Source organism: Ruegeria sp. BF7, assembly GCF_056538605.1.
In genome coordinates this window covers 99910-121392 of record NZ_JBQFTM010000003.1, presented here as the reverse complement: position 1 = coordinate 121392, position 21483 = coordinate 99910, and the positions used below count along the sequence as shown (strand labels likewise).

Here is a 21483-nt window from a genome sequence, read left to right as displayed (position 1 = left end):
GTGCTTTGAGAATGGCGCATCTTGTGTCAGGCTTAAAGTTAACCGCAACAGATAGAAAAGGAGGTGATCCAGTGTCGAGAAAGAGATTGGAGAGAGGTGTCGGAACAACCGGGGGGATCGCCCGTTAGGGCAGCCCTTGGCGGAGCGTTCGCTTCGGCTGGTCGATTGATCTAACCGACCCAACCTCCTGTACTTTCGAAGGGCCGTCCCGCCGGGGCGGCCCTTTTTGTTTTTGCATGCGGGTTGTAAAGTCCGGCCTATGTTGCACATTACCGACGATATTACCCTGCAAGACTGGGAGATGACCGAGAGCTTTGTGCGATCCTCCGGTCCCGGTGGGCAGAACGTGAACAAGGTCTCGACGGCAGTAGAACTGCGATTCGAGGCGGCGCGTTCTCCGTCGTTGCCCGATCCCGTCAAATCGCGGCTGAAACGGCTGGCAGGGCGGCGCTGGACCAAGGATGGTGCGATTATCATTCAATGCGAGGAAACCCGCAGTCAGGCCCGCAACCGCGAGATTGCCCGCACCCGTTTGGCCGAGCTGATCACCCGCGCGCTGGTCAAACCCAAGAGGCGGATTGCAACCAAACCCACGTACGGCTCGGTCAAGCGGCGGCTGGCAGCGAAAAAGGCGCGCTCGGACGTGAAGGCGCTGCGCGGCAAGATCGCGGAAGATTGATCTGGTAGTTTCGCCGCGCCTTGCTAGTCTGGCCCCGCAAGGGAGAGCAAGATCATGAGGTTAGAGGGAAAAACCGCGATTGTGACCGGCGGCGCGTCGGGTTTTGGTGCCGGGATTGCGCAGAAATTCCTGTCCGAAGGCGCCCGGGTCATGATTGCAGATATCAATGGCGACGCTGCCGAGGTTCAGGCCAGGCAACTCGGCCCGAATGCGATTGCCCAGTTGGTGGATGTTGCCGATGCAGCCTCGGTGCAGGCGATGGCGGACATTGTGCGGGATCGGTTCGGGCATCTGGACATTCTGGTGAACAATGCAGGGGTCACGCACCTGCCGATGCCGCTGGAAGAGGTTACCGAGGACGACTTCGACCGCGTCTTCAATGTGAATATGAAGTCCGTCTACCTGACCGCGCGGGCCTTGGTGCCTGCGATGAAGGCGCGCGGGGTTGGGGCGATCCTGAATGTGGCTTCGACCGCCGGCCTGTCGCCGCGCCCCAACCTGAACTGGTACAACGCCTCCAAAGGCTGGATGATCACCGCAACCAAGACCATGGCTGTGGAACTGGCCCCCTCGGGCGTGCGTGTAAACGCGATCTGCCCAGTGGCCGGGGAAACACCGCTATTGACATCCTTCATGGGCGAAGACACCCCCGAGATGCGCGCCAAATTCCTGGCGACCATCCCGCTGGGCCGGTTTTCCACCCCCGAAGACATGGCCAACGCCGCCTGTTTCCTGTGCTCGGACGAGGCCAGCATGATCACCGGCGCGGCATTGGAGGTCGACGGTGGCCGCTGTATCTGAGGTACGCCCATGACCCCCGGATCCCGGAACCTGATCACCGACGTCCCTGGTCTTTTGGTCGGGAATGCCCAGGACGATGTGTTGAAATCCGGGACAACCGTCCTGACGTCAGATCAGGCCTTTGTCGCCTCGGTTCATGTCATGGGCGGCGCACCCGGGACGCGGGAAACCGATCTGCTGGCACCGGACAAGACGGTCGCACGAGTTGACGCGATAACCTTGTCCGGCGGGTCGGCCTTTGGGCTGGATGCCTGTTCCGGAGTGTCGGATGCATTGCGCGCGCAAGGCCGGGGGTATCCGGTTGGCGACACCGTGGTGCCAATCGTACCCGGTGCGATTCTGTTCGATCTGCTGAATGGCGGTGACAAGGATTGGACCGAAAACCCTTATCGTGCCCTTGGCCGGACCGCTGTTGAAACCGCCGCTGCCGACTTTGCGCTCGGCACGGCAGGCGCGGGTACCGGAGCTTTGGCCTCCAGGCACAAGGGCGGTCTGGGCTCTGCCTCGTTGGTGCTGGACAGTGGGATCACCGTTGGCGCATTGGTCGCCGCCAACCCGCTGGGCAGCGTCACCACGCCCGGCGACCGCCATTTCTGGGCTGCGCCCTTTGAATTTGGCGAGGAGTTTGGCGGATTAGGGCCAGATCCCGGCGCAGGTCTGGGCCTGCCTGCTCCCAGTCGCAAGGCACAAGCCATGGGACTGGCCGACCCAGACAAGGCGAACACGACCATCGCAATTGTGGCGACCGATGCGGCACTGTCGAAACCGCAATGCCAGCGGCTGGCGGTGGCGGCGCATGATGGTATTGCCCGGGCGATCCTGCCCGCCCACACGCCGGGCGATGGTGATCTGGTGTTCGGGGTCAGCACAGGCGCGCACCCGGTCGCGGTTGAATCGGATTTGGGGCTGATCGGCCATGCGGCCTCGGTCTGCCTTGCGCGGGCCATCGCGCGGGCGATCTACCTGGCGACCCGGGAGATCGGCGATATTTTGCCCTGTTGGTCCGCGCCACATGACATAAGTTAAGGACTGCCACTATGCCGCAGTGGCACAGTGCACTCGCGCGGCAATCTGCGCGTTGACTCTTTTCCGCACCGAAGGTCCATTCGGCGCAGCCAATTTGTATCGGAGCAAAAGCTATGAATCGCATCCTCGCTACCGCAATCGTCGGCCTGTTGGCCGTACCCGTATATGCTGAAGGTGACGCCGAAGCCGGCAAGAAAACCTTCAACAAATGCAAGTCCTGTCACCAAATCGCCAGCCCCGATGGCGAGGCAATCGTCAAAGGCGGCAAGACCGGCCCGAATCTTTACGGTATCGCAGGCCGTACCGCAGGCACGGTCGAAGGCTTCAAATATGGTGACAGCATCGTTGCGGCCGGTGAAAACGGTCTGGTTTGGGACGAAGCCACCTTTGTCGAATATGCGCAGGACCCCAAGACGTTCCTGAAAACCTATCTGGATGACACTGCCGCCAAGTCCAAGATGACCTTCAAGCTGAAGTCCGGCGGCGAAGACGTCTATGCCTATATCGTCAGCGTTTCAGGCGAATAACGCCTGACGACACGCATCGCTTAAAGTTACAAAAGGCCGCAGCCCCTGCGGCCTTTCGTGCGCTTGATAACAGGAAAGATCAGCGTCACCTTGGGTATGCGCGACCCGTCATGCCTTGCCCGCATGATCGCGCAAAGCCAAGCCGATCCGGCCTTAGTTACTTTCGAACGTTTGGCCCTTCAGACAGATCGGCAGCAGGAGACGACAGATGGGAATCATGATCCCGGCCTGGGTTGATGGCGAATTGACCCCCGTGGACAAGCTTGAGGCGCATGAAAAGGGCCTCAGACACAAGGCTGTGTCTGTCTTCGTTGTCCGCGGCACCGAGATTCTGTTGCAGCGCCGGGCGATGGGCAAATATCACACGCCGGGCCTGTGGGCGAATACCTGCTGCACCCATCCCGATTGGGGCGAGACGCCCTCGGAATGCGCAGTGCGTCGCTTGCGTGAGGAACTGGGCATCACCGGGCTTTATCCCGAGTATCGTCACCGGCTGGAATATCACGCCGATGTTGGCAACAACATGGTCGAGCATGAGGTGGTCGATGTATTCCTTGCCCATGTGCGTGGCCCGCTGGAAATCGAGCCTAATCCGGACGAAGTGATGGATATCCGCTGGATCGACTATCACGATCTGCTGGCCGAAGTGCAGCGTCATCCGACGCGGTTTACGCCGTGGCTGAAGATCTATTTGCACAACCATGCGGACACGATTTTCGGTCCCGATCTGATCATCTCGGCCAAGACCTGACGGCAACGGCTTGCAAGGGGCGCCCAAGCCGCCTAAATCAACGCGTCATGGCCAAGCAAAAGCAGAACTCAGACCCGAATTACAAAGTCATCGCCGAAAACCGGCGAGCGCGCTTCGATTACGCGATCGAGGACGATATCGAGTGCGGTATTGTGCTGGAAGGGTCCGAGGTCAAATCCCTGCGCGCCGGCGGGTCGAACATTGCCGAAAGCTATGCCTCGGTCGATGACGGTGAGCTGTGGCTGATCAACAGCTATATTGCGCCGTATGAGCAGGCGAAGGTGTTCAAGCATGAAGAACGCCGCCGCCGCAAGCTGCTGGTGTCGCGCAAGGAACTGGCCAACCTGTGGAACGCGACCCAGCGCAAGGGCATGACGCTGGTGCCGCTGGTTCTGTATTTCAATCACAAGGGCCGGGCAAAGCTAAAGATCGGCATCGCCAAGGGTAAGAAGCTGCACGACAAGCGTGAGACGCAGGCCAAACGCGACTGGTCACGTCAGAAACAGCGGCTTATGAAGGATCACAGCTGATCCTTCGCCGGTTTCAGAACGCCATCGCCGCCGAAACGGCGCGTTTCCAGCGGTCATAGGCGGCATCACGTTGCTCGGCAGATAGTTCCGGTTCAAACCGACGATCCAGCGCCCAGGTTTCTGCAAATCCCTTTTGATCCGGGTAAACGCCTGCGCGCATCCCTGCCAGCCACGCCGCGCCCAATGCAGTGGTTTCCTGCATAACGGGGCGGTCGACCTCGGCGCCGAGATAGTCCGACAAACCTTGCATTGCCCAGTCCGAAGCGCTGGCGCCGCCATCGACGCGTAGGGTCACGCCGGTTTCGGCGCCCCAGTCGCCCTGCATGGCGTGCCACAGGTCGCGGGTCTGGTAGGCGATGCTCTCTAACGTGGCCTTGGCGAATTCCGCACGACCCGAATTGCGGGTCAGGCCAAACACCGCACCCCGGCAGTCAGGCTTCCAATAAGGCGCACCGAGGCCGGTAAAGGCGGGCACCAGCACCACATGCTGGTTCGGATCGGCCTGTTGCGCCAGTTCACCGCTTTCGGGAGCCGAATCGATGATCTGCAACGCATCGCGCAGCCACTGCACGGCAGCCCCGGCCACAAAGATTGATCCTTCCAGCGCATAGGTGCGCTTGCCGTCCAACTGATAGGCAATTGTGGTCAGCAGGCGGTTTTTCGATTCAACCGGCTCGTCCCCGGTGTTCAGCAGGGCAAAACAGCCAGTGCCATAGGTGGATTTCATCATTCCCGGTTGGAAACAGGCCTGGCCGATGGTGGCGGCCTGTTGGTCCCCGGCCACGCCCAGAATAGGGATGTTGCCTCCTATTAGGGTCGTATTTCCGAAATCCGATGCGCAATCGTGCACCTCAGGCAGCATGTTCATCGGTACGTCCAACAGGTCACAGATCTCGGCGCTCCATTCACCCTTGTGAATGTCGAACAGCAGGGTGCGGGCGGCGTTGGTGGCGTCGGTGGCGTGGCTGCGCCCCTCGGTCAGGCGCCAGATCAGGAAACAGTCGATGGTGCCGAACATCAGCTCTCCGGCCTCGGCGCGATCGCGGGCGCCCGGCACATTGTCCAGCAGCCATTTCACCTTGGTGCCCGAGAAATAGGGGTCCAGCAGCAGGCCGGTCTGGGCGGTCACGTCATCCTCACACCCCGCCTGCTTGTAGCGCGCGCATATCTCGGCGGTGCGGCGGTCCTGCCAGACGATAGCGTTGTAGATCGGCGTGCCGGTGGCGCGGTCCCAGACGACGGTGGTTTCACGCTGGTTGGTGATGCCAATGCCCGCGATCTGATCGGGGGTGACGCCGGTACTCTCGATCACCTCGCGGCAGACGCGCAGGACACTTTCCCAGATTTCCTCGGCATCGTGCTCGACCCAGCCCTCCTGCGGGAAATACTGGGTAAACTCGTGCTGTGCGGTGCTTGCGCGCTGCATGTCAGCGTCGAACAAAATGGCCCGTGATGATGTGGTGCCCTGATCAATGGCGAGAATATAGGTCATCCCTCGCGCCCCTCCCGTTTGGTTTTGCGGGACTTTAGCGCAAACATCGGCGCTGGGGCCAGAGCGTTCAGACAGGAATGTTGTCAATCAGCCGGACCCCATCCGCCCAAGCCGCCGCGAACAGTCGCGCGGGACGATCGGCATGGGTCAAAGGCTCTAGCGTTTCCGCGCAGCGCAGGTTGATATACTCAACCTGTGCGAAACCTGCAGCCAGCAAATCGGTCTCGGCCCGCGCGGCCAATGCGTCAAATGCAGCACCGGCTTTCAACGACTGAACCAGACCTTGCATGATCCGGTGCTTATTGGCGGCAATCGCCAGCCCTTCGGGCGACAGAAGCAGGTTGCGCGACGACATCGCCAGACCCGAGGGCTCGCGAACGGTGGGGCAGCCGATCACCTCGACGGGAATATCCAAGTCGCGCGCCATACGGCGGACGATCATCAATTGCTGAAAGTCTTTTTCCCCGAAATAGGCTCTGTCCGCTTGCGTTTGCAGAAACAGTTTGGCGACCACGGTGGCGACGCCGTCAAAGTGACCGGGGCGGAATTCACCCTCCATCACATCGGTCAGGCCTGCGACGGACACATTGGTGGCAAAACCCCGCGGATAAATCTCTTCGGGCTCGGGTACATAGATCGCGTCGACACCGAAAGGGGCCAGTTTCTGCGCGTCTTCATTCTCGGTACGTGGGTATTTGGCCAGATCTTCAGGGTTGTTGAACTGTTTGGGGTTCACAAAGATCGTCACGATGACACGGCCAGTACCGGCCTTTGCGGCCTTGACCAGAGACAGGTGCCCCTGATGCAGAGCGCCCATAGTGGGGACAACGCCGATGGTTTCACCGTCGCGGTGCCATTCAGTTGTCAGCGCGCGCAGGTCGGCAAGGCGACGCAAGATAGGGGCAGTCATGTCTTGGGCCCTTTGGAGGGCGCCTGATCCGCGAACACATGTTCGTCGGCCGGAAAGGCGCGGGCGCGCACTTCGGCGGCGTATTCGGCGATGGCGGCCTCGGCCTGCGGGCCCAGCTCGGCATAGCGTTTGACGAATTTCGGTTTGAAGGCGGTGAAAAAGCCCACCATGTCGTCAACCACCAGAATCTGCCCGTCGCAGCCAGCAGAGGCCCCGATGCCGATGGTCGGAATCGCGACCTCTGACGTGATCCGGTCGGCCAGACCCTGCGGCACCTTCTCAAGCACAACGGAAAACGCGCCAGCCTCGGCCACGGCGCGGGCGTCGGACAGCACGGTCTGTGCCTGTTCGTCCCGGCCCTGCACCTTGTAGCCGCCCAGCGTGTTGATCGACTGCGGTGTCAGGCCGATATGCGCCATGACCGGGATGCCGCGCTTGACCAGAAAGCGGATGGTCTCGGCCATCTCAACGCCGCCCTCCAGCTTGACCGCGCCCGCGCCGGTTTCCGCCATCAGGCGCGCGGCATTGCGGAATGCGTCCGCCGGAGAGTGTTCATAACTGCCAAAGGGCATGTCGATGACCATCATCGCCTTGTCCAAGCCACGCGAAACGGCCTGGCCGTGCATCACCATCATCTCCATCGTCACGCCAAGCGTCGACTCCAGCCCGTGCAAAACCATGCCCACACTGTCACCCACCAGAACAAAGTCGCAATGCGTATCCATCAGCCGCGCCATCGGCGTGGTATAGGCGGTCAGGCTGACCAGAGGCGTGCCCCCTTTTCGGGCACGGATGTCCTCGGCGTTTGGGGCCTTTTTATGGGCGGTCGCGCTCATGCTCGCTCCTCCGGGGTTCATGTTGCAGCGCGGCATAGCAGATTGAACAAGGTTATAGAAACCCCGGTTGCGCGAACATTTCCTTGAATGACCTTAGGTTTAAAGGGACATTACCCGTAGAACGGCCCGAAAAAACGCCGGGTCACCCATTTGAAACGGGGAGATATTTTTATGACAAAGCAGACGTTTCGGACCTTTGTCTCGGCGCTGGCAGTGGGCGCCAGCCTGATTGCTGGCCAGGCTTGGGCCAAATCGGATATCACAATTGCGCTGCAGTTGGAGCCGCCGCATCTGGACCCGACCAGCGCCGCGGCACAGGCCATCGATTCGGTGGTGTACACTAATATCTTCGAAGGGCTGACCCGGTTCATGGGCGATGGCTCGGTCGTTCCCGGGCTGGCCGAAAGCTGGGAGATTTCCGAGGGCGGAACAGTTTATACCTTCAAGCTGCGCGACGGCGTGACCTTCCATGATGGCGCCGCCATGGATGCCGAGGATGTCAAGTTCAGCCTCGATCGCGCCAGTGCCGAAGACAGCGCCAACGCGCAAAAGGCGCTGTTTGCCGGAATCGAAAGCGTCGAGGTGGTCGATCCGCTGACCGTCAAGGTCACCCTGTCCGAGCCGAACGGTAATTTCCTGTTCAATATGGCTTGGGGCGATGCGGTGATCGTGTCCCCCGAAAGCATCGAGAACATCAAGACCAACCCCGTGGGGACCGGTGCCTTCACCTTTGGCAACTGGGTGCAGGGCGACAGTATCACGCTGATCCAAAACCCGGATTATTGGGGTGAACAGCCTGCATTAGAGACTGCGACGTTCAAATTCATCTCAGACCCGACCGCCGCCTTCGCCGCCATGATGGCCGAGGATGTGGACGTATTCGACAACTTCCCGGCGCCGGAAAACCTGCCTCAGTTCGAGGCTGATCCGCGCTTTCAGGTGCTGGTTGGTTCGACCGAGGGTGAAACAATCCTGTCGACCAACAACAAGCAGCCTCCTTTTGATGACATCCGGGTGCGGCAGGCGCTGGCTCATGCCATCGACCGGCAGGCGATCATTGACGGTGCGATGTTTGGATACGGCACCCCGATCGGTACTCATTTCGCACCGCACAATCCGGCTTATGTCGATATGACCGGAACCTCGGCCCATGACCCGAAAAAGGCGGCCGAACTGCTGGCTGACGCGGGATATGCAGAGGGGTTCGAGACCACGTTGCACTTGCCGCCGCCCTCTTATGCCCGCCGCGGTGGCGAAGTCATCGCCGCTCAACTGGCCGAGGTCGGCATCAAGGCCGAGATCATCAACGTGGAATGGGCGCAGTGGCTGGAATCGGTGTTCAAAGGCAAGGATTACGGCCTGACCGTCATCAGCCATACCGAGCCGATGGATATCGGTATCTATGCGCGTCCGGATTATTACTTCCAGTATGACAGCCTTGATGCTCAGACGTTGATGGAGACGCTGAACGCCACCACCGACCCGGAGGAGCGCAAGAAGCTGCTGGGTGACATGCAGCGGCTGATCTCGACTGATTTCGTCAACGGTTATCTGTTCCAACTGCCCAAGCTGGGGATCGCCAAGGCAGGTGTTCAGGGCTTGTGGGAGAACGCGCCGACCGCCGCGATCGATCTGACCCAGATCAGCTGGTCAGAATAAACCGTGCCGGGGCCGCGATCGGCCCTGGCGTTCCGATCTAGAATAAGTTTGACGATGAACCTGGTCCGTATCCTGAGTGTTGTTGCTGTTGCCTGCCTCCTTGCATCGGGTGGTAAGGTGCAGGCGCAATACGGGCTGGAAGGAGGGGTGGGACCGCTGGTCGGTACGCCGGAAAACCCGCTGCAGGTGGGGATCGGCATTCGCATCGATCAGGTCACAAGCGTCGATCAGAAGGCCGAGAACTATGGCGCCGTCGTTGTTCTGCGGGCTGAATGGACTGACCCCGCTTTGGCTTTTGATCGCGATGAGGTCGGGCGCGAGATTCAGGTCTTCAACCCACCGGCCTTGGCTGACCATGCGCGGGGTCTTGGCGCGGTTGTGCCTGCGTTTGTCATCCACAACCAGCAATCCAACAAATGGATCCACGAATCCGCGGCCTCACTGCGCCATGATGGGCATGTGGTCTATGTCGAGAAATCCTCGTTGACCTTGCAAGCGCCGCATTTCGATTTCCGCAAATACCCGTTTGACACGCAGGACTTCTATTTCGAGATTGTTTCGGTCTTTCCGTCCGAATACGTGACCTTTTACCCACTCGAGGAGTACTCGGGCCTTGGCGATTTGCTGGGCGAGGAAGAGTGGATACTGGACAACGCCCGGGTCGAACATTCGACAGTGATCGGCCTGTCTGGTCGGGACAGTGATCAGGTCGCGCTGGCCTTCGAGGGCAAGCGGCATCTGACCTACTACGTGATCCGGGTCTTCCTGCCGATGCTGGTTCTGATCACCGTCGGCTGGGCGCTGTTTTTCCTTGACGAATACCGCCGCCGGATCGAGATCGCCGGGGGCAATCTGCTGGTCTTCGTGGCCTTCAACTGGGCGATCTCTGCCGATCTGCCCAAGCTGGGCTACCTGACCTTTCTGGATTTCATCCTGCAATGCATGTTCCTGATGACCGGGGCGCTGATCGTGTTCAACGTGGCCTTGCGTAAACTGAAGGTATCCGGGCGCGAGGACGGGGCCAGAAAGCTGGACAATTACGCGATCAAGTGGATTTACCCGCTGGGCTACGCCGCCATCGTCGCATACGCGGTTTTCATCTATCTGCTGGTGCCATAGGCGCTGGACCCGCGCGGAATGTGTGCCTAACGTTGCCTCGATGTTGCGCTATGCCCTCAAACGCCTGATTTCACTGCTGATCAGCCTTATCGTCGCTTCGGTCGTCATCTTTACGGTGATCGAGGTTGCGCCGGGTGATCCGGCCTCTTTCATGTTAGGGGTGAATGCTCAGGAAGATACTCTGGCCGCGTTGCGGTCTGAACTTGGGTTGGACGTCTCAAAGGCGCAGCGGTATTTCAACTGGGTCGGCGGGATGCTGGTCGGAGATTTTGGCACCTCGTATACCTATCGCTCGCCGGTGTCGCAGATGATCGCGGATCGGCTGTGGGTGTCTTTGCCGCTGGCGCTGTATGCGCTGACAATGTCCACCCTGATCGCCTTTCCCGCCGGGATTTACGCCGCCGCGCGCCGGGGCAAGCCCGGCGACCTGACGGTGATGGGGGCGACTCAGCTGGGCATTGCCGTGCCGAATTTCTGGTTTGCGATGATGCTGGTGCTGGTTTTTGCCATCAACCTGCGTTGGTTCAATGCAGGGGGGTTCGCGGGCTGGAATCAGGGCGTCTGGCGCGGTCTGCACTCGCTGACCCTGCCCGCCATCGCTTTGGCCTTGCCGCAAGCGGCGATACTGGCACGGGTCATGCGGTCTTCGCTGTTGGACATTCTGGGTGAGGATTTCATGCGCACCGCCCGCGCCAAGGGGCTGTCGCGCCGTCAGGCGCTGTGGCGTCACGGCGTGCGCAACGCTCTGATCCCGGTGCTGACCATTATTGGACTGCAGTTTTCGTTCCTGCTGGCGGGTTCGATTATCATCGAGCAGGTGTTCTACCTGCCCGGCCTCGGGCGGCTGGTGTTTCAGGCCATTTCCGCGCGCGACCTGATCGTGGTGGAATCGGTCGTCATGCTGCTGGTCTTTGCTGTCATCACGGTGAATTTTCTGGTCGATCTGGCTTATGCCGCCGTCGATCCAAGGCTAAGGAGCCGGACATGAGCCGCAACCTGATCCTTGGCACGGTGTTGTCCTCGCTGGTTCTGCTGGCGGCCTTGGTGTCCTTTGTCTGGACGCCCTATGACTACGCGGCATTGGATATCCCCAATAAACTGCAACCGCCCAATGCGCAGCACTGGTTCGGCACGGACCATTTCGGGCGCGACATGTTTTCGATGATCATGGTCGGTGCGCGCACGTCGATTGCGGTGGCGCTGGTGGCGGTGGGCATTGGCATCGGCTTAGGCGTGCCTCTGGGTCTGACCGCTGCGGCGCGCAAGGGGTCGTGGCTGGACGAGGTGATCATGCGCGGCAATGATCTGGTCTTTGCCTTCCCCTCACTGGTCATTGCCATCCTGATCACCGCCGTCTTCGGCGCCGGAGCGATCAACGCCATCATCGCCATCGGCATCTTTAACATCCCCGTTTTCGCCCGCATCACCCGCGGCGCTGCACTGTCATTGTGGGAGCGGGAATTCATCCTCGCCGCCCGTGTCTCGGGCAAAGGGGCAGCGCGGATATCGGCCGAGCATATCCTGCCCAATGTGGCGAACCTGCTGATCGTTCAGGGGACCATTCAATTCTCGCTGGGGATACTGGCCGAGGCCGGGCTGTCCTATGTCGGCCTTGGCGCGCAACCGCCCACACCCAGCTGGGGCCGAATGCTGGCCGATGCGCAGACAATGGTCAGTTTTGCCCCGCATTTGGCTCTGATTCCGGGATTAGCGATCATTGTCACGGTGTTGGGGTTGAACCTATTGGGCGACGGGCTGCGCGACTGGCTGGACCCTCGGATACGGGTGGCGCGGGCATGAGTTTGCTGCAGATAGATACCCTCTCGCTGACGATCCATGGCGCGGAAATCCTGAAACAGGTCAGCCTGTCCATCGACGCTGGTCAGATTATGGCCGTGACCGGGGAAAGCGGCTCGGGCAAATCGATGACCGCCTTTGCCGTGATGCAATTGTTACCGAACGGAGCGGAAACACAGGGCGCGATCCGACTGGAGGGACAGGACCTGCTGAACCGTCCCGAGGCCGAGATGTGCGCCCTGCGCGGGGCGTCGATCGGGATGGTCTTCCAAGAGCCGATGACCGCGCTGAACCCGGTCAAGACCATCGGAGATCAGGTGATGGAGACGATCCTGATCCACAAGGCAATGCCGCGCGCCCAGGCGCTGTTGCGCGCGCAAGAGGTTTTGACCCGCGTCGGCCTGCCGCCTGACCGCTTTCCGCTGTCCCGCTATCCGCATGAGTTGTCTGGAGGTCAGCGCCAGCGCGTGGTGATCGCAATGGCCATCGCCTTGCGCCCCAAACTGTTGATCGCGGATGAGCCGACAACGGCTCTGGACGTGACCACACAGGCGCAGATCCTCGACCTGCTCACAGGGTTGGTGCGCGAATATGGTATGGGTTTGCTGATGATCACGCATGATCTCGCGGTGGTTGCCGATATGGCTGATCGGATCATTGTGATGCGCCGCGGAGAAGTGGTTGAAAGCGGCGCAACCGCCGACCTGCTGCGCAATATGCAGCACCCTTATACACGGATGCTGTTCGAAGCCTCGGGCCATCAGGTGATGCTGCCCGATACCGCAAATCAACACCCTCTGCTTGAGGTGACACAGGTCATCCGCGACTACCGTCTGCCCCGCAAGGGCCTGTTTGGCACACCGGGGCATCACCGCGCGGTGGACGGGGTCAGCTTTACTCTCAACAAAGGGGAGCGTCTGGGCTTGGTGGGTGAATCTGGCTGTGGAAAATCGACCCTAACACGGGCCATTTTGGGGTTGGAAGCGGTGCAGAGCGGCGAAATCCGCTTGGACGGGCAGCCGGTATTCTCTGGACACAGGCCGAACCCGGTCGTGCGCCGCAAGATGCAGGTGGTATTTCAGGACCCCTATGGCAGCTTCAACCCGCGTCACCGTGTGGCCCGTCTAATCACCGAACCCTTTCACCTGCTGGATACGCCGCCCACCGGGTCCGAACGTCAAGACCGCATCGCCGAGATGCTGACAGCCGTGGGGCTCAGTCCCGACGACGCGGGTAAGTACATTCACGAATTCTCGGGTGGGCAACGGCAGCGCATCGCCATTGCCCGCGCCCTGATCATCCGCCCCGAACTGATCCTGTTTGATGAGGCGGTTTCGGCGCTGGACGTCTCGGTCCGGGCGCAGATCCTCGATCTGCTGGCCGAGCTTTGCGCGACCTATGACCTGACCTATCTGTTCATCAGTCATGACCTGAGCGTTGTGCGCACGATTACCGACCGAGTGATGGTGATGCAGGCCGGAAAGATCGTTGAACAGGGCGAAACGGAACAGGTCTTTGCCAATCCGCAACACGTCTATACCCGAACCCTGATCGAAGCTGCGCCCAGCTTGCCGGAAATCGGCAGGATTGTCGCATAAAGCCTTTTAATAGAGCCTGAAAGGAGGCCCAAATGCCCAACCCCATCTGGTTCAATCCCGGCCTGTGTCTGATCGGTGGTAGGTGGGTCAGCCCCCAGTTGCAGGCAGACATTTCGTTGATCAACCCGTCTGACGGGTCCGAGATTTGCCGGATTGCGCGCGGAGACGCGGCGGATATCGACGCCGCTGTGCAGGCCGCGCAATCCGCATTGGATGGCGATTGGGGGCGCAAATCAGCATTGGAGCGGGGGCGCATCCTGACCCGACTGGGCCAATTGGTGCTGGAAAGAGTGGAAGATCTGGCGCAGATCGAGGCAATGGATGTGGGCAAACCACTAACGCAGGCGCGCGCCGATGCAGTCGCTTTGGCGCGGTATTGCGAGTTCTATGGTGGGGCCGCGGACAAGGTGATGGGCGATACCATCCCCTATCTGGACGGCTACACCGTCTATACCCTGCGCGAGCCGCATGGGGTGACCGGCCATATCGTCCCGTGGAACTACCCGATGCAGATCATTGGCCGCTCGGTCGGGGCGGCGCTGGCAATGGGCAATGCCTGCGTGCTGAAACCCGCAGAAGAGGCCTGCCTGACCGCGCTGGCCTTTGCCCATCTGGCGCAGGAGGCCGGCTTGCCTGCGGGCGCGTTGAACGTGGTGCCCGGTTTGGGGGCCGAGGCCGGGGCGGCGCTGTCCGGACATCCCGGTGTCCACCACATCTCGTTTACCGGCTCGGTTGCTACCGGTGCGCTGGTTCAGCAAGCAGCAGGGCGCAATGTGGTGCCGGTGACGCTGGAACTGGGCGGGAAATCCCCGCAACTGGTGTTTGACGATGCCGATCTGGACGCCGCGCTGCCGTTTCTGGTGAATGCAGGCATTCAGAACGCGGGGCAGACCTGTTCTGCCTCGTCCCGCATTCTGGTGCAACGCGGCGTGTATGAGCAGGTCAAGGCCCGAATGGCGGCGGCCTATGCCGACCTGACCATTGGCCCGGCGCAAGAGGATTTGCGGGTTGGTCCGCTGATCTCGACCCGGCAGAAAGAGATCGTGACCGGATTTCTGATCCAGGGCTCTGATCTGAGCATCGCGGGGCTGGGGCAGATCGTTGACCATGCCCCGGCCGAAGGTGCTTATGTGCGGCCGACGCTCTTTGCGGATGTTCCCCCGGACCACGTGCTGGCACGCGACGAGATTTTCGGCCCGGTGCAGGTTCTGATCCCCTTCGACACCGAGGAAGAAGCGGTTCGGATTGCCAACAACACCGATTACGGACTGGTCGCCAGCATCTGGACCCGCGATGGTGCACGGCAGATGCGGTTGGCGAAACGTCTGCGCTCGGGTCAGGTGTTCATCAACAACTACGGCGCCGGCGGAGGCGTCGAATTGCCGTTCGGTGGAGTGGGTAAGTCAGGCCATGGCCGCGAGAAAGGGTTCGAGGCCCTTTACGGGTTCTCGCAGCTAAAAACTGTGGCAGCACGCCATGGTTAGGGTCTAAACGATCACCTCGATCGGATCCTGAGCGCCGACGCCGAACACACGTTTGTAGCGTGCAATCTCGTCCTGCGGACCCATTGCCTTTTCCGGGTTGTCCGACAGCTTCACCGTCGGGCGGCCATTGGCCGACACTGCCTTGCAGACCAATGAGAACGGCGCCAGCGCGTCATCTGGCACCAGCCCGCGGAAATCATTGGTCAGCAAAGTGCCCCAACCAAAGGACACCTTGGTGCGGTGGGCAAACTGACTGTGCAATTCGCGGATCTTGTCCACGTCCAGCCCGTCGGAGAAGATCACCCGTTTCTGCCTCGGGTCTTCGCCACGAGATTTCCACCAGTTGATGGCAATCTCGGCCCCGGTCGCCGGATCGCCGCTGTCGACGCGGATACCGGTCCAGCCTGCCAGCCAATCGGGGGCACGGTCCAGAAATCCCTGCGTGCCATAGGTGTCGGGCAGGATAATGCGCAGGTTGCCGTCATGTTCGTCGTGCCAGTCGCTGAGAACGTCGTAGGGGGCCTGTGCCAGCGCCTCATCGGTTTCGGCCAGCGCGGAATAGACCATGGGCAGTTCGTGTGCGTTGGTGCCAATGGCTTCGACCTCGCGCCGCATGGCGATCAGACAGTTCGAGGTGCCGGAAAACGCTGCGCCCAACCCCTCGATCATCGCCTGCACGCACCAGTCCTGCCACAAAAAGGAATGCCGCCTGCGGGTGCCGAAATCGGCGATGCCAAGCCCGTCAATTCCGCGCAGCTGTTCGATCTTTTCCCAAACACGTGTCATAGCGCGGGCATAGAGCACCTGGAGCTCGAACCGGCGCATGTCGTTCAGAACCGCGCGGGATCGCAGTTCCATCAGCACCGCCAAAGCCGGAATTTCCCACAGCATGACCTCGTGCCATTTTCCCTCGAAGGTCAGTTCGTACTGATCGCCCTTACGCTCAAGGTGGTAGGGCGGCAGGCGCATATTCTCGAACCACTCCATAAAGTCCGAGCGGAACATCTGCCGTTTGCCATAGAACATATTGCCGCGCAGCCAGGTGCTTTCGCCCCGGCTGAGGCTGAGCGAGCGGATGTGGTCCAGCTGTTCGCGCAACTCGCCTTCGTCGATCAGTTCAGCCAAAGGAATGTGATTCGACCGGTTGATCAGCGAAAAAGCCACATCTGTTTGGGGCTTATTTCGAAACACTGACTGGCACATCAGCAGTTTGTAGAAATCCGTGTCGATCAAAGACCGGACAATCGGGTCAATCTTCCATTTATGATTGTACACGCGTGTCGCAATATCGACCATGGGGAACTCCTGCGATTTCCGTTGTTAGATCAATAGGTGCGTGAATTGGCAAGAGTCGCTAGATTGAGGACAATGACAAGGTCAGAACACAAAACGAGCATATTGTGTGATCTTTTCGTTGGTTAGTGGAAGAAGGGGATGGAAGGGCAAGGTTAAGTCGGTGAATGGTTCTCGAGTACGACTTTGATATTGTAACGATTGACGCTGACGATACGAATTCCGGATCAGCGAAGACCGCAGCGCCCGGCGGCAGGGCGGCGCGAGCGTTCTTTCGCCGTGCCGAAACGGCAGCAGCTCTTCGGGCAACTTCTCCCAAAATCCGACTGGTCTTTGAAGAGGCCGGGTTTGGACTGGAATCCACCAACAGCAATCTTGCACATGGCTATTATCGCTTACAGGACACGGTTGAGCGGGATCGTATCCTTCACGCATTGTTTGCCAATATCAGGGCAGTGGGTGTTAAGGGCGAGTATTGTGGCGAATTCGATATCCGTCAGTTTCTGAACGACGTAAAATCAGCCCGGCCACAGGACGACGTGCCGCCCGAAAGTCAGAACAGGATAGAGAAGCCGCAACAATCGGGCGGGTCCACACCCAAACGGCGCTCGGTTCAGGGGCGCATCGGGTTAGCTCTTGCGTTGGCGGTGGTCGTGATTGCCGTGCTCAGATATCTGGCAGCTGCGGGAGCCACGCCTTAGGCCAAAGTGACGCCAGCCGCGCGCATCGCGGTTTTGGCAGAGGCCAGGGACCCGTCCAGATCGATGGCCCTGCAGGCTTCCATCCGGACGGTTACATCAAACCCCAGCCGTGCGGCGTCTACTGCAGAGAAATGGACGCAGAAATCCGTCGCCAGACCGACAAGAGTCAGTGTGTCGATGCCGCGTGTTCTCAAATAGCCCTCCAGACCGGTTGGAGTGGTCTGATCGTTTTCGAAAAACGCTGAATAGCTGTCTATGGCGCTGCGAAACCCTTTGCGGAGGATCAGATCACCATCGCTGCGCAGATCGGCATGAAACGCAGCGCCTGACGTGCCCTGAACGCAATGATCCGGCCACAGTACCTGTGGACCATAGGGCATTTCGGTCATGTCATAGGGGATTTTGCCCGCGTGCGAATTGGCGAATGAGGAATGGCCTGCCGGATGCCAATCCTGCGTCAGGATCACGGCGTCGAAATCATCCATCATCGCATTGATCGGGGCGACGATCTCATCCCCTCCGGGTACGGCCAGCGCACCGCCGGGGCAGAAGTCATTCTGGACGTCGATAACAAGCAGGGCGTGGGTCATCACGGTATCTCCTTGGGGTTTTCTATCGGTACGGGGTGCGGGCGGAATCGTCAATCTTGCGCCGGGCTACAGCCTGATGCCTTGCGGCACTGGCCCAGCAGGTTTAGATCACGCGCATGTACACAATCGCTGCCCTTTATCATTTCACCCGTTTCGCCGATCCTGCCGCGCTGCGCGAGCCTTTGCTGGTGCTGTGCCGCGCGCAATCGGTCAAAGGCACGCTTCTGCTGGCGCAAGAGGGGATCAACGGCACCATCGCGGGCCCGCGCGCCGGGATTGATGCTGTGCTGGCGCATATTCGTGCGCTGCCGGGCTGTACGGATCTGGACTGGAAAGAGGCCACCGCCGACCACCCTCCCTTTGGCAAGATGAAAGTGCGCCTGAAAAAAGAGATCGTGACAATGGGCCAGCCGGATATCGATCCGTGCGCCCGCGTCGGCAACTATGTGGAGCCCGAGGACTGGAATGACCTGATCCGCTCGGAGGACGTGGTGGTGATCGACACCCGCAACGACTACGAGGTGGCGATTGGCACGTTCGAGGGCGCAATAGACCCTGAAACGGCCAGTTTCCGCGATTTCCCGGCGTGGTGGGAGGAAAACAAGGACCGCTTTCACAATAAACGCGTGGCGATGTTCTGCACCGGCGGCATCCGCTGTGAGAAATCCACCAATTTCCTGCTGGGGCAGGGGGTCCAGGATGTCTATCACCTGAAGGGCGGCATATTGCGCTATCTTGAGGAGATGCCCGCCGAGGACAGCACCTGGCAGGGTGAATGTTTTGTGTTCGATAACCGCGTGTCCGTGGGGCATGGGCTGGTCGAAGGGCCACATAACCTGTGTCACGGCTGCCGCCGCCCGATCCTGCCCGAGGATATGAAGCGCCCCGAATACGAACATGGCGTGTCCTGCCATCAGTGTATCAACGAGACCTCTGAGGCCGACAAGATGCGGTTCCGCGAGCGGCAGAAACAGATCCAACTGGCGCGCCAGCGCGGTCAAGAGCATCTGGGCTCCGACTAACTCTCTGATAAACAAGGTTGCGGGCGCGCCCCGGAAAGCGGATCATCTTTCCGGACACACGATATCGGAGGCGTCATGCGTCGTGAACCAACGACCCTGGCAGAGTGGAAGTCGACTCTGGTCGCAGCTTTAGGGCTGATCGTGGCCAGTTTCCTGGCCTGGTATGGGTTGTCTCGTCTCAGCGAGGCGGCTGCCGGGGATACGATCGGCACGATCACATCGGTCGGGTTGGTGATCTGGATCGTTTCGCAGTCCTGGTATTACATGACGCAGGTAAAGTCTCCTCGCCGACTGGTATTCCTGATGGGGGTGTCCTTCATACAGGTGGTGCCCTTCCTGTTCGCCGCGGCCTATGGGGCTTTTGGGTATTATGACCTCTGTGTGATTGGTGCCAAAGGGCCGGCGGACGTGCTGTATTTCTCATACGTCACCTTCACTACGGTAGGATATGGCGACATGGCACCTGTCGGGTTGTGTCGCGCGCTGGCAGCGGCTGAGGCAGTCACGGGTTACGTATTGTTGGGGATGTTCGTAGCGGCAGCGGTCAGCATCTATTCCCGCAACCACCAACCGCATTGAACCTGTTTTCAGCCTATTTGTTCTGATCGATCCAGCGCGACATCATTTGTTTGTCCCGGAAGCACTCGGACGGGATCGGTCGGCGTTTTATACGCGAGATGCGCTCGGCAAAGGCGACCTGCTTGCCCGTAGGATAACTGGCAAAGGGGGACGGATCGTGTGGCTTGTGTGCTGAAATCCAGTCTGACATCGACCGCCGGTCGCGTTGCGCCTCGACTGGAATGTCCAGCGCAGTCTGTTCCGCGATGGCGCGGGCATAGCGCATTTGCCGGTCGGTGACGGGTAAAAGGTGATAGTCGTTCGACGGGCCGCTCAGGGCGGAATTTTGCATGTTCCGGGTCATCGGGTGATCCTCCGACTGTGTAGAACATAAATAGAACATTAACCGTTCATTTCAAGATCAGGCCATTTTGACTCGGCAAGATGCCGCCAGCTCCTGCTTTTATTGACTGATGAATCAATAAAAGCTAAATCCGTGCGTAACGCACTCTATTCCCTTCCCCCAAGGGAACATCCGAACAGAAAAGGACGCGGCATGAAGTTTCAGCCCAAGGCCAGCCATTTCATCAATGGCCAATATGTCGAAGACACCAATGGCGCCCCGATCGACGTCATCTACCCGGCCACCGGTGAGGTCATCGCGCGGCTGCATTCTGCAACGCCTGAGATCGTGAATCAGGCTCTAAACAGCGCTAAAGCCGCTCAGGCCGAGTGGGCCGCAATGTCGGGAACCGAGCGCGGCCGCGTTCTGCGCCGTGCCGCCGACATCATGCATGCGCGCAATCACGAGCTGTCGGTTCTGGAAACCCACGACACCGGCAAACCCCTTCAGGAAACGCTGGTGGCCGATGCGACCAGCGGCGCGGACGCGCTGGAGTATTTCGGCGGTCTGGCGGCCTCACTGACCGGCGAGCACATCCCGCTGGGCGGTGGCGACTTCGTGTACACGATCCGCGAGGCGCTGGGCGTCTGCGTCGGTATCGGTGCGTGGAACTATCCGACCCAGATCGCCTGTTGGAAGGGCGCGCCTGCGCTGGCCTGCGGCAATACAATGATCTTCAAACCGTCGGAAACCACGCCTCTGTCCGCGCTGCAAGTGGCGGAAATCCTGATCGAGGCCGGGGCGCCCAAGGGCGTCTACAACGTCGTGCAAGGTTATGGCGACGTTGGCGCATCGCTGGTGACTGACCCGCGCGTGGCCAAGGTTTCGCTGACCGGGTCTGTGCCAACGGGCCGCAAGGTCTATGCCGCCGCGGCGGATGGTATGAAGCACGTGACGATGGAGCTGGGCGGCAAATCCCCGATGATCGTGTTCGACGACGCCGATATCGAAAACGCCGTCTCGGGCGCGATTCTGGGCAACTTCTATTCCTCGGGTCAGGTGTGCTCCAACGGCACCCGCGTGTTCGTTCAAAAAGGCATCAAAGAGGCGTTCCTTTCGCGCCTGTCCGAACGTCTGGCAACCGCGAAAATCGGCGACCCGCTGGATGAAGAGGTCAACTTTGGCCCCATGGTCAGCGAAAACCAGATGAACATTGCGCTGGGTTATGTCGAGAAGGGCAAGTCCGAAGGCGCACGTCTGGTTTATGGCGGCGAGCGGATCGACGGTGATGGCTTCTACATGCAGCCCACTGTCTTTGCCGATGTGACCGACGACATGACCATCGCGCGCGAAGAAATCTTTGGCCCCGTCATGTCGGTGCTGGATTTCGACACCGAAGGAGAGGTCATGGACCGTGCCAATGACACCGAATTCGGCCTGGCCGCAGGCGTCTTTACCAACGACCTGACCCGCGCCCACCGCATCGTGGCCGGGTTCGAGGCGGGCACCTGCTATATCAACACCTACAACCTCGCCCCGGTTGAGGCGCCGTTCGGCGGGTCCAAAATGTCGGGCGTCGGGCGTGAGAACTCGAAACTGGCAATAAACCACTTCAGCGAGATGAAGACGGTTTACGTCTCGATGAACGATGTCGAGGCACCCTACTGATCAAAACCGGCGAGCTGCGCTCTGTTCCCGACATTTCGCGTCGGGAACAGAGCATAAGCTGTTCCTGACCTGTGGCTGAATTTCCAACAAGCGCTTAGT

22 protein-coding genes are annotated in these 21483 nt (G+C 60.1%); 16 read left to right on the top strand and 6 right to left on the bottom strand.

Features of this window, described 5'->3' with window-relative positions:
- Positions 1 to 259: 259 nt before the first annotated feature.
- The 6 genes from arfB to smpB all read left to right on the top strand — a co-directional run bounded on the left by arfB (position 260) and on the right by smpB (position 4314).
- Complete coding sequence (gene arfB / locus ACR0IK_RS09100) at positions 260 to 679, top strand: alternative ribosome rescue aminoacyl-tRNA hydrolase ArfB (RefSeq protein ID WP_480641232.1); 420 nt, start codon at positions 260 to 262, stop codon at positions 677 to 679.
- Between the two features lie 54 nt (positions 680 to 733).
- Positions 734 to 1480 carry an SDR family oxidoreductase gene (locus ACR0IK_RS09095; protein WP_480641231.1) on the top strand — a complete coding sequence of 249 codons (747 nt, stop codon included), beginning with the start codon at positions 734 to 736 and terminating at the stop codon, positions 1478 to 1480.
- Between the two features lie 9 nt (positions 1481 to 1489).
- Positions 1490 to 2506: a P1 family peptidase gene (locus ACR0IK_RS09090; protein ID WP_480641230.1), complete on the top strand. Its 1017-nt coding sequence runs from the start codon at positions 1490 to 1492 to the stop codon at positions 2504 to 2506.
- Between the two features lie 113 nt (positions 2507 to 2619).
- A complete protein-coding gene (locus tag ACR0IK_RS09085) occupies positions 2620 to 3033 on the top strand; it encodes a c-type cytochrome (RefSeq protein WP_480641229.1) in 414 nt (137 codons plus the stop codon).
- Positions 3034 to 3241: 208 nt separating this feature from the next.
- A complete protein-coding gene (gene idi / locus ACR0IK_RS09080) occupies positions 3242 to 3784 on the top strand; it encodes an isopentenyl-diphosphate Delta-isomerase (RefSeq protein ID WP_480641228.1) in 543 nt (180 codons plus the stop codon).
- Positions 3785 to 3831: 47 nt separating this feature from the next.
- Positions 3832 to 4314 (top strand): SsrA-binding protein SmpB, encoded by a 483-nt coding sequence (gene smpB, locus ACR0IK_RS09075; protein ID WP_170326303.1) that lies wholly within the window; start codon positions 3832 to 3834, stop codon positions 4312 to 4314.
- Positions 4315 to 4327: 13 nt separating this feature from the next.
- Here smpB and glpK read toward each other — a convergent pair whose 3' ends face one another.
- The 3 genes from glpK to panB all read right to left on the bottom strand — a co-directional run bounded on the left by glpK (position 4328) and on the right by panB (position 7552).
- Entirely contained in the window at positions 4328 to 5806 is a 1479-nt protein-coding gene (gene glpK / locus ACR0IK_RS09070; protein ID WP_480641226.1) for a glycerol kinase GlpK, read from the bottom strand.
- Between the two features lie 67 nt (positions 5807 to 5873).
- A complete protein-coding gene (panC, locus tag ACR0IK_RS09065; protein ID WP_480592350.1) occupies positions 5874 to 6716 on the bottom strand; it encodes a pantoate--beta-alanine ligase in 843 nt (280 codons plus the stop codon).
- Positions 6713 to 7552, bottom strand: coding sequence for a 3-methyl-2-oxobutanoate hydroxymethyltransferase (panB, locus tag ACR0IK_RS09060; protein ID WP_480641225.1), 840 nt, complete (start codon positions 7550 to 7552; stop codon positions 6713 to 6715). The genes panC and panB overlap by 4 nt, the downstream gene beginning before the upstream one ends.
- 171 nt (positions 7553 to 7723) lie before the next feature.
- On the opposite strand from panB, the gene ACR0IK_RS09055 reads away from it, so the two are divergent.
- From ACR0IK_RS09055 to ACR0IK_RS09030, 6 genes are read left to right on the top strand one after another with little or no spacing between them, the layout of a single operon-like run.
- On the top strand, positions 7724 to 9211 hold the full coding sequence (locus tag ACR0IK_RS09055) for an ABC transporter substrate-binding protein (RefSeq protein WP_480592354.1): 1488 nt from the start codon (positions 7724 to 7726) through the stop codon (positions 9209 to 9211).
- A 54-nt stretch (positions 9212 to 9265) separates the two neighbouring features.
- On the top strand, positions 9266 to 10330 hold the full coding sequence (locus ACR0IK_RS09050; RefSeq protein ID WP_480641224.1) for a ligand-gated ion channel: 1065 nt from the start codon (positions 9266 to 9268) through the stop codon (positions 10328 to 10330).
- A gap of 40 nt (positions 10331 to 10370) precedes the next feature.
- Positions 10371 to 11318: an ABC transporter permease gene (locus tag ACR0IK_RS09045; protein ID WP_480641223.1), complete on the top strand. Its 948-nt coding sequence runs from the start codon at positions 10371 to 10373 to the stop codon at positions 11316 to 11318.
- Positions 11315 to 12130 carry an ABC transporter permease gene (locus ACR0IK_RS09040; protein ID WP_480641222.1) on the top strand — a complete coding sequence of 272 codons (816 nt, stop codon included), beginning with the start codon at positions 11315 to 11317 and terminating at the stop codon, positions 12128 to 12130. Before ACR0IK_RS09045 ends, ACR0IK_RS09040 begins: the two co-directional genes overlap by 4 nt.
- Complete coding sequence (locus ACR0IK_RS09035) at positions 12127 to 13725, top strand: ABC transporter ATP-binding protein (protein WP_480641221.1); 1599 nt, start codon at positions 12127 to 12129, stop codon at positions 13723 to 13725. Before ACR0IK_RS09040 ends, ACR0IK_RS09035 begins: the two co-directional genes overlap by 4 nt.
- 32 nt (positions 13726 to 13757) lie before the next feature.
- Positions 13758 to 15209 (top strand): aldehyde dehydrogenase family protein, encoded by a 1452-nt coding sequence (locus ACR0IK_RS09030; RefSeq protein WP_480641220.1) that lies wholly within the window; start codon positions 13758 to 13760, stop codon positions 15207 to 15209.
- 3 nt (positions 15210 to 15212) lie between these two features.
- Here ACR0IK_RS09030 and pncB read toward each other — a convergent pair whose 3' ends face one another.
- Complete coding sequence (gene pncB / locus ACR0IK_RS09025; RefSeq protein WP_480592366.1) at positions 15213 to 16505, bottom strand: nicotinate phosphoribosyltransferase; 1293 nt, start codon at positions 16503 to 16505, stop codon at positions 15213 to 15215.
- A 164-nt stretch (positions 16506 to 16669) separates the two neighbouring features.
- Between pncB and ACR0IK_RS09020 the strand changes: the two genes are divergently transcribed.
- A complete protein-coding gene (locus ACR0IK_RS09020; RefSeq protein WP_480592368.1) occupies positions 16670 to 17203 on the top strand; it encodes a hypothetical protein in 534 nt (177 codons plus the stop codon).
- Here ACR0IK_RS09020 and pncA read toward each other — a convergent pair.
- The gene (gene pncA, locus ACR0IK_RS09015) at positions 17200 to 17793 is read right to left on the bottom strand and encodes a bifunctional nicotinamidase/pyrazinamidase (protein ID WP_480641219.1); all 594 of its coding nucleotides are present in this window, start codon (positions 17791 to 17793) and stop codon (positions 17200 to 17202) included. The two genes, ACR0IK_RS09020 and pncA, sit on opposite strands and share 4 nt — an antisense overlap.
- 116 nt (positions 17794 to 17909) lie before the next feature.
- Between pncA and trhO the strand changes: the two genes are divergently transcribed.
- Together trhO and ACR0IK_RS09005 are read left to right on the top strand one after the other, a co-directional pair.
- Positions 17910 to 18815, top strand: a complete 906-nt coding sequence (trhO, locus tag ACR0IK_RS09010) for an oxygen-dependent tRNA uridine(34) hydroxylase TrhO (RefSeq protein WP_480641218.1) — start codon at positions 17910 to 17912, stop codon at positions 18813 to 18815.
- A 75-nt stretch (positions 18816 to 18890) separates the two neighbouring features.
- Positions 18891 to 19394, top strand: coding sequence for a potassium channel family protein (locus ACR0IK_RS09005; protein ID WP_480592374.1), 504 nt, complete (start codon positions 18891 to 18893; stop codon positions 19392 to 19394).
- A 13-nt stretch (positions 19395 to 19407) separates the two neighbouring features.
- On the opposite strand, the gene ACR0IK_RS09000 is transcribed toward ACR0IK_RS09005, so the two are convergent.
- The gene (locus tag ACR0IK_RS09000) at positions 19408 to 19737 is read right to left on the bottom strand and encodes a hypothetical protein (RefSeq protein WP_480592376.1); all 330 of its coding nucleotides are present in this window, start codon (positions 19735 to 19737) and stop codon (positions 19408 to 19410) included.
- Between the two features lie 192 nt (positions 19738 to 19929).
- Between ACR0IK_RS09000 and betB the strand changes: the two genes are divergently transcribed.
- On the top strand, positions 19930 to 21384 hold the full coding sequence (gene betB, locus ACR0IK_RS08995) for a betaine-aldehyde dehydrogenase (RefSeq protein WP_480641216.1): 1455 nt from the start codon (positions 19930 to 19932) through the stop codon (positions 21382 to 21384).
- Positions 21385 to 21483: the final 99 nt, after the last annotated feature.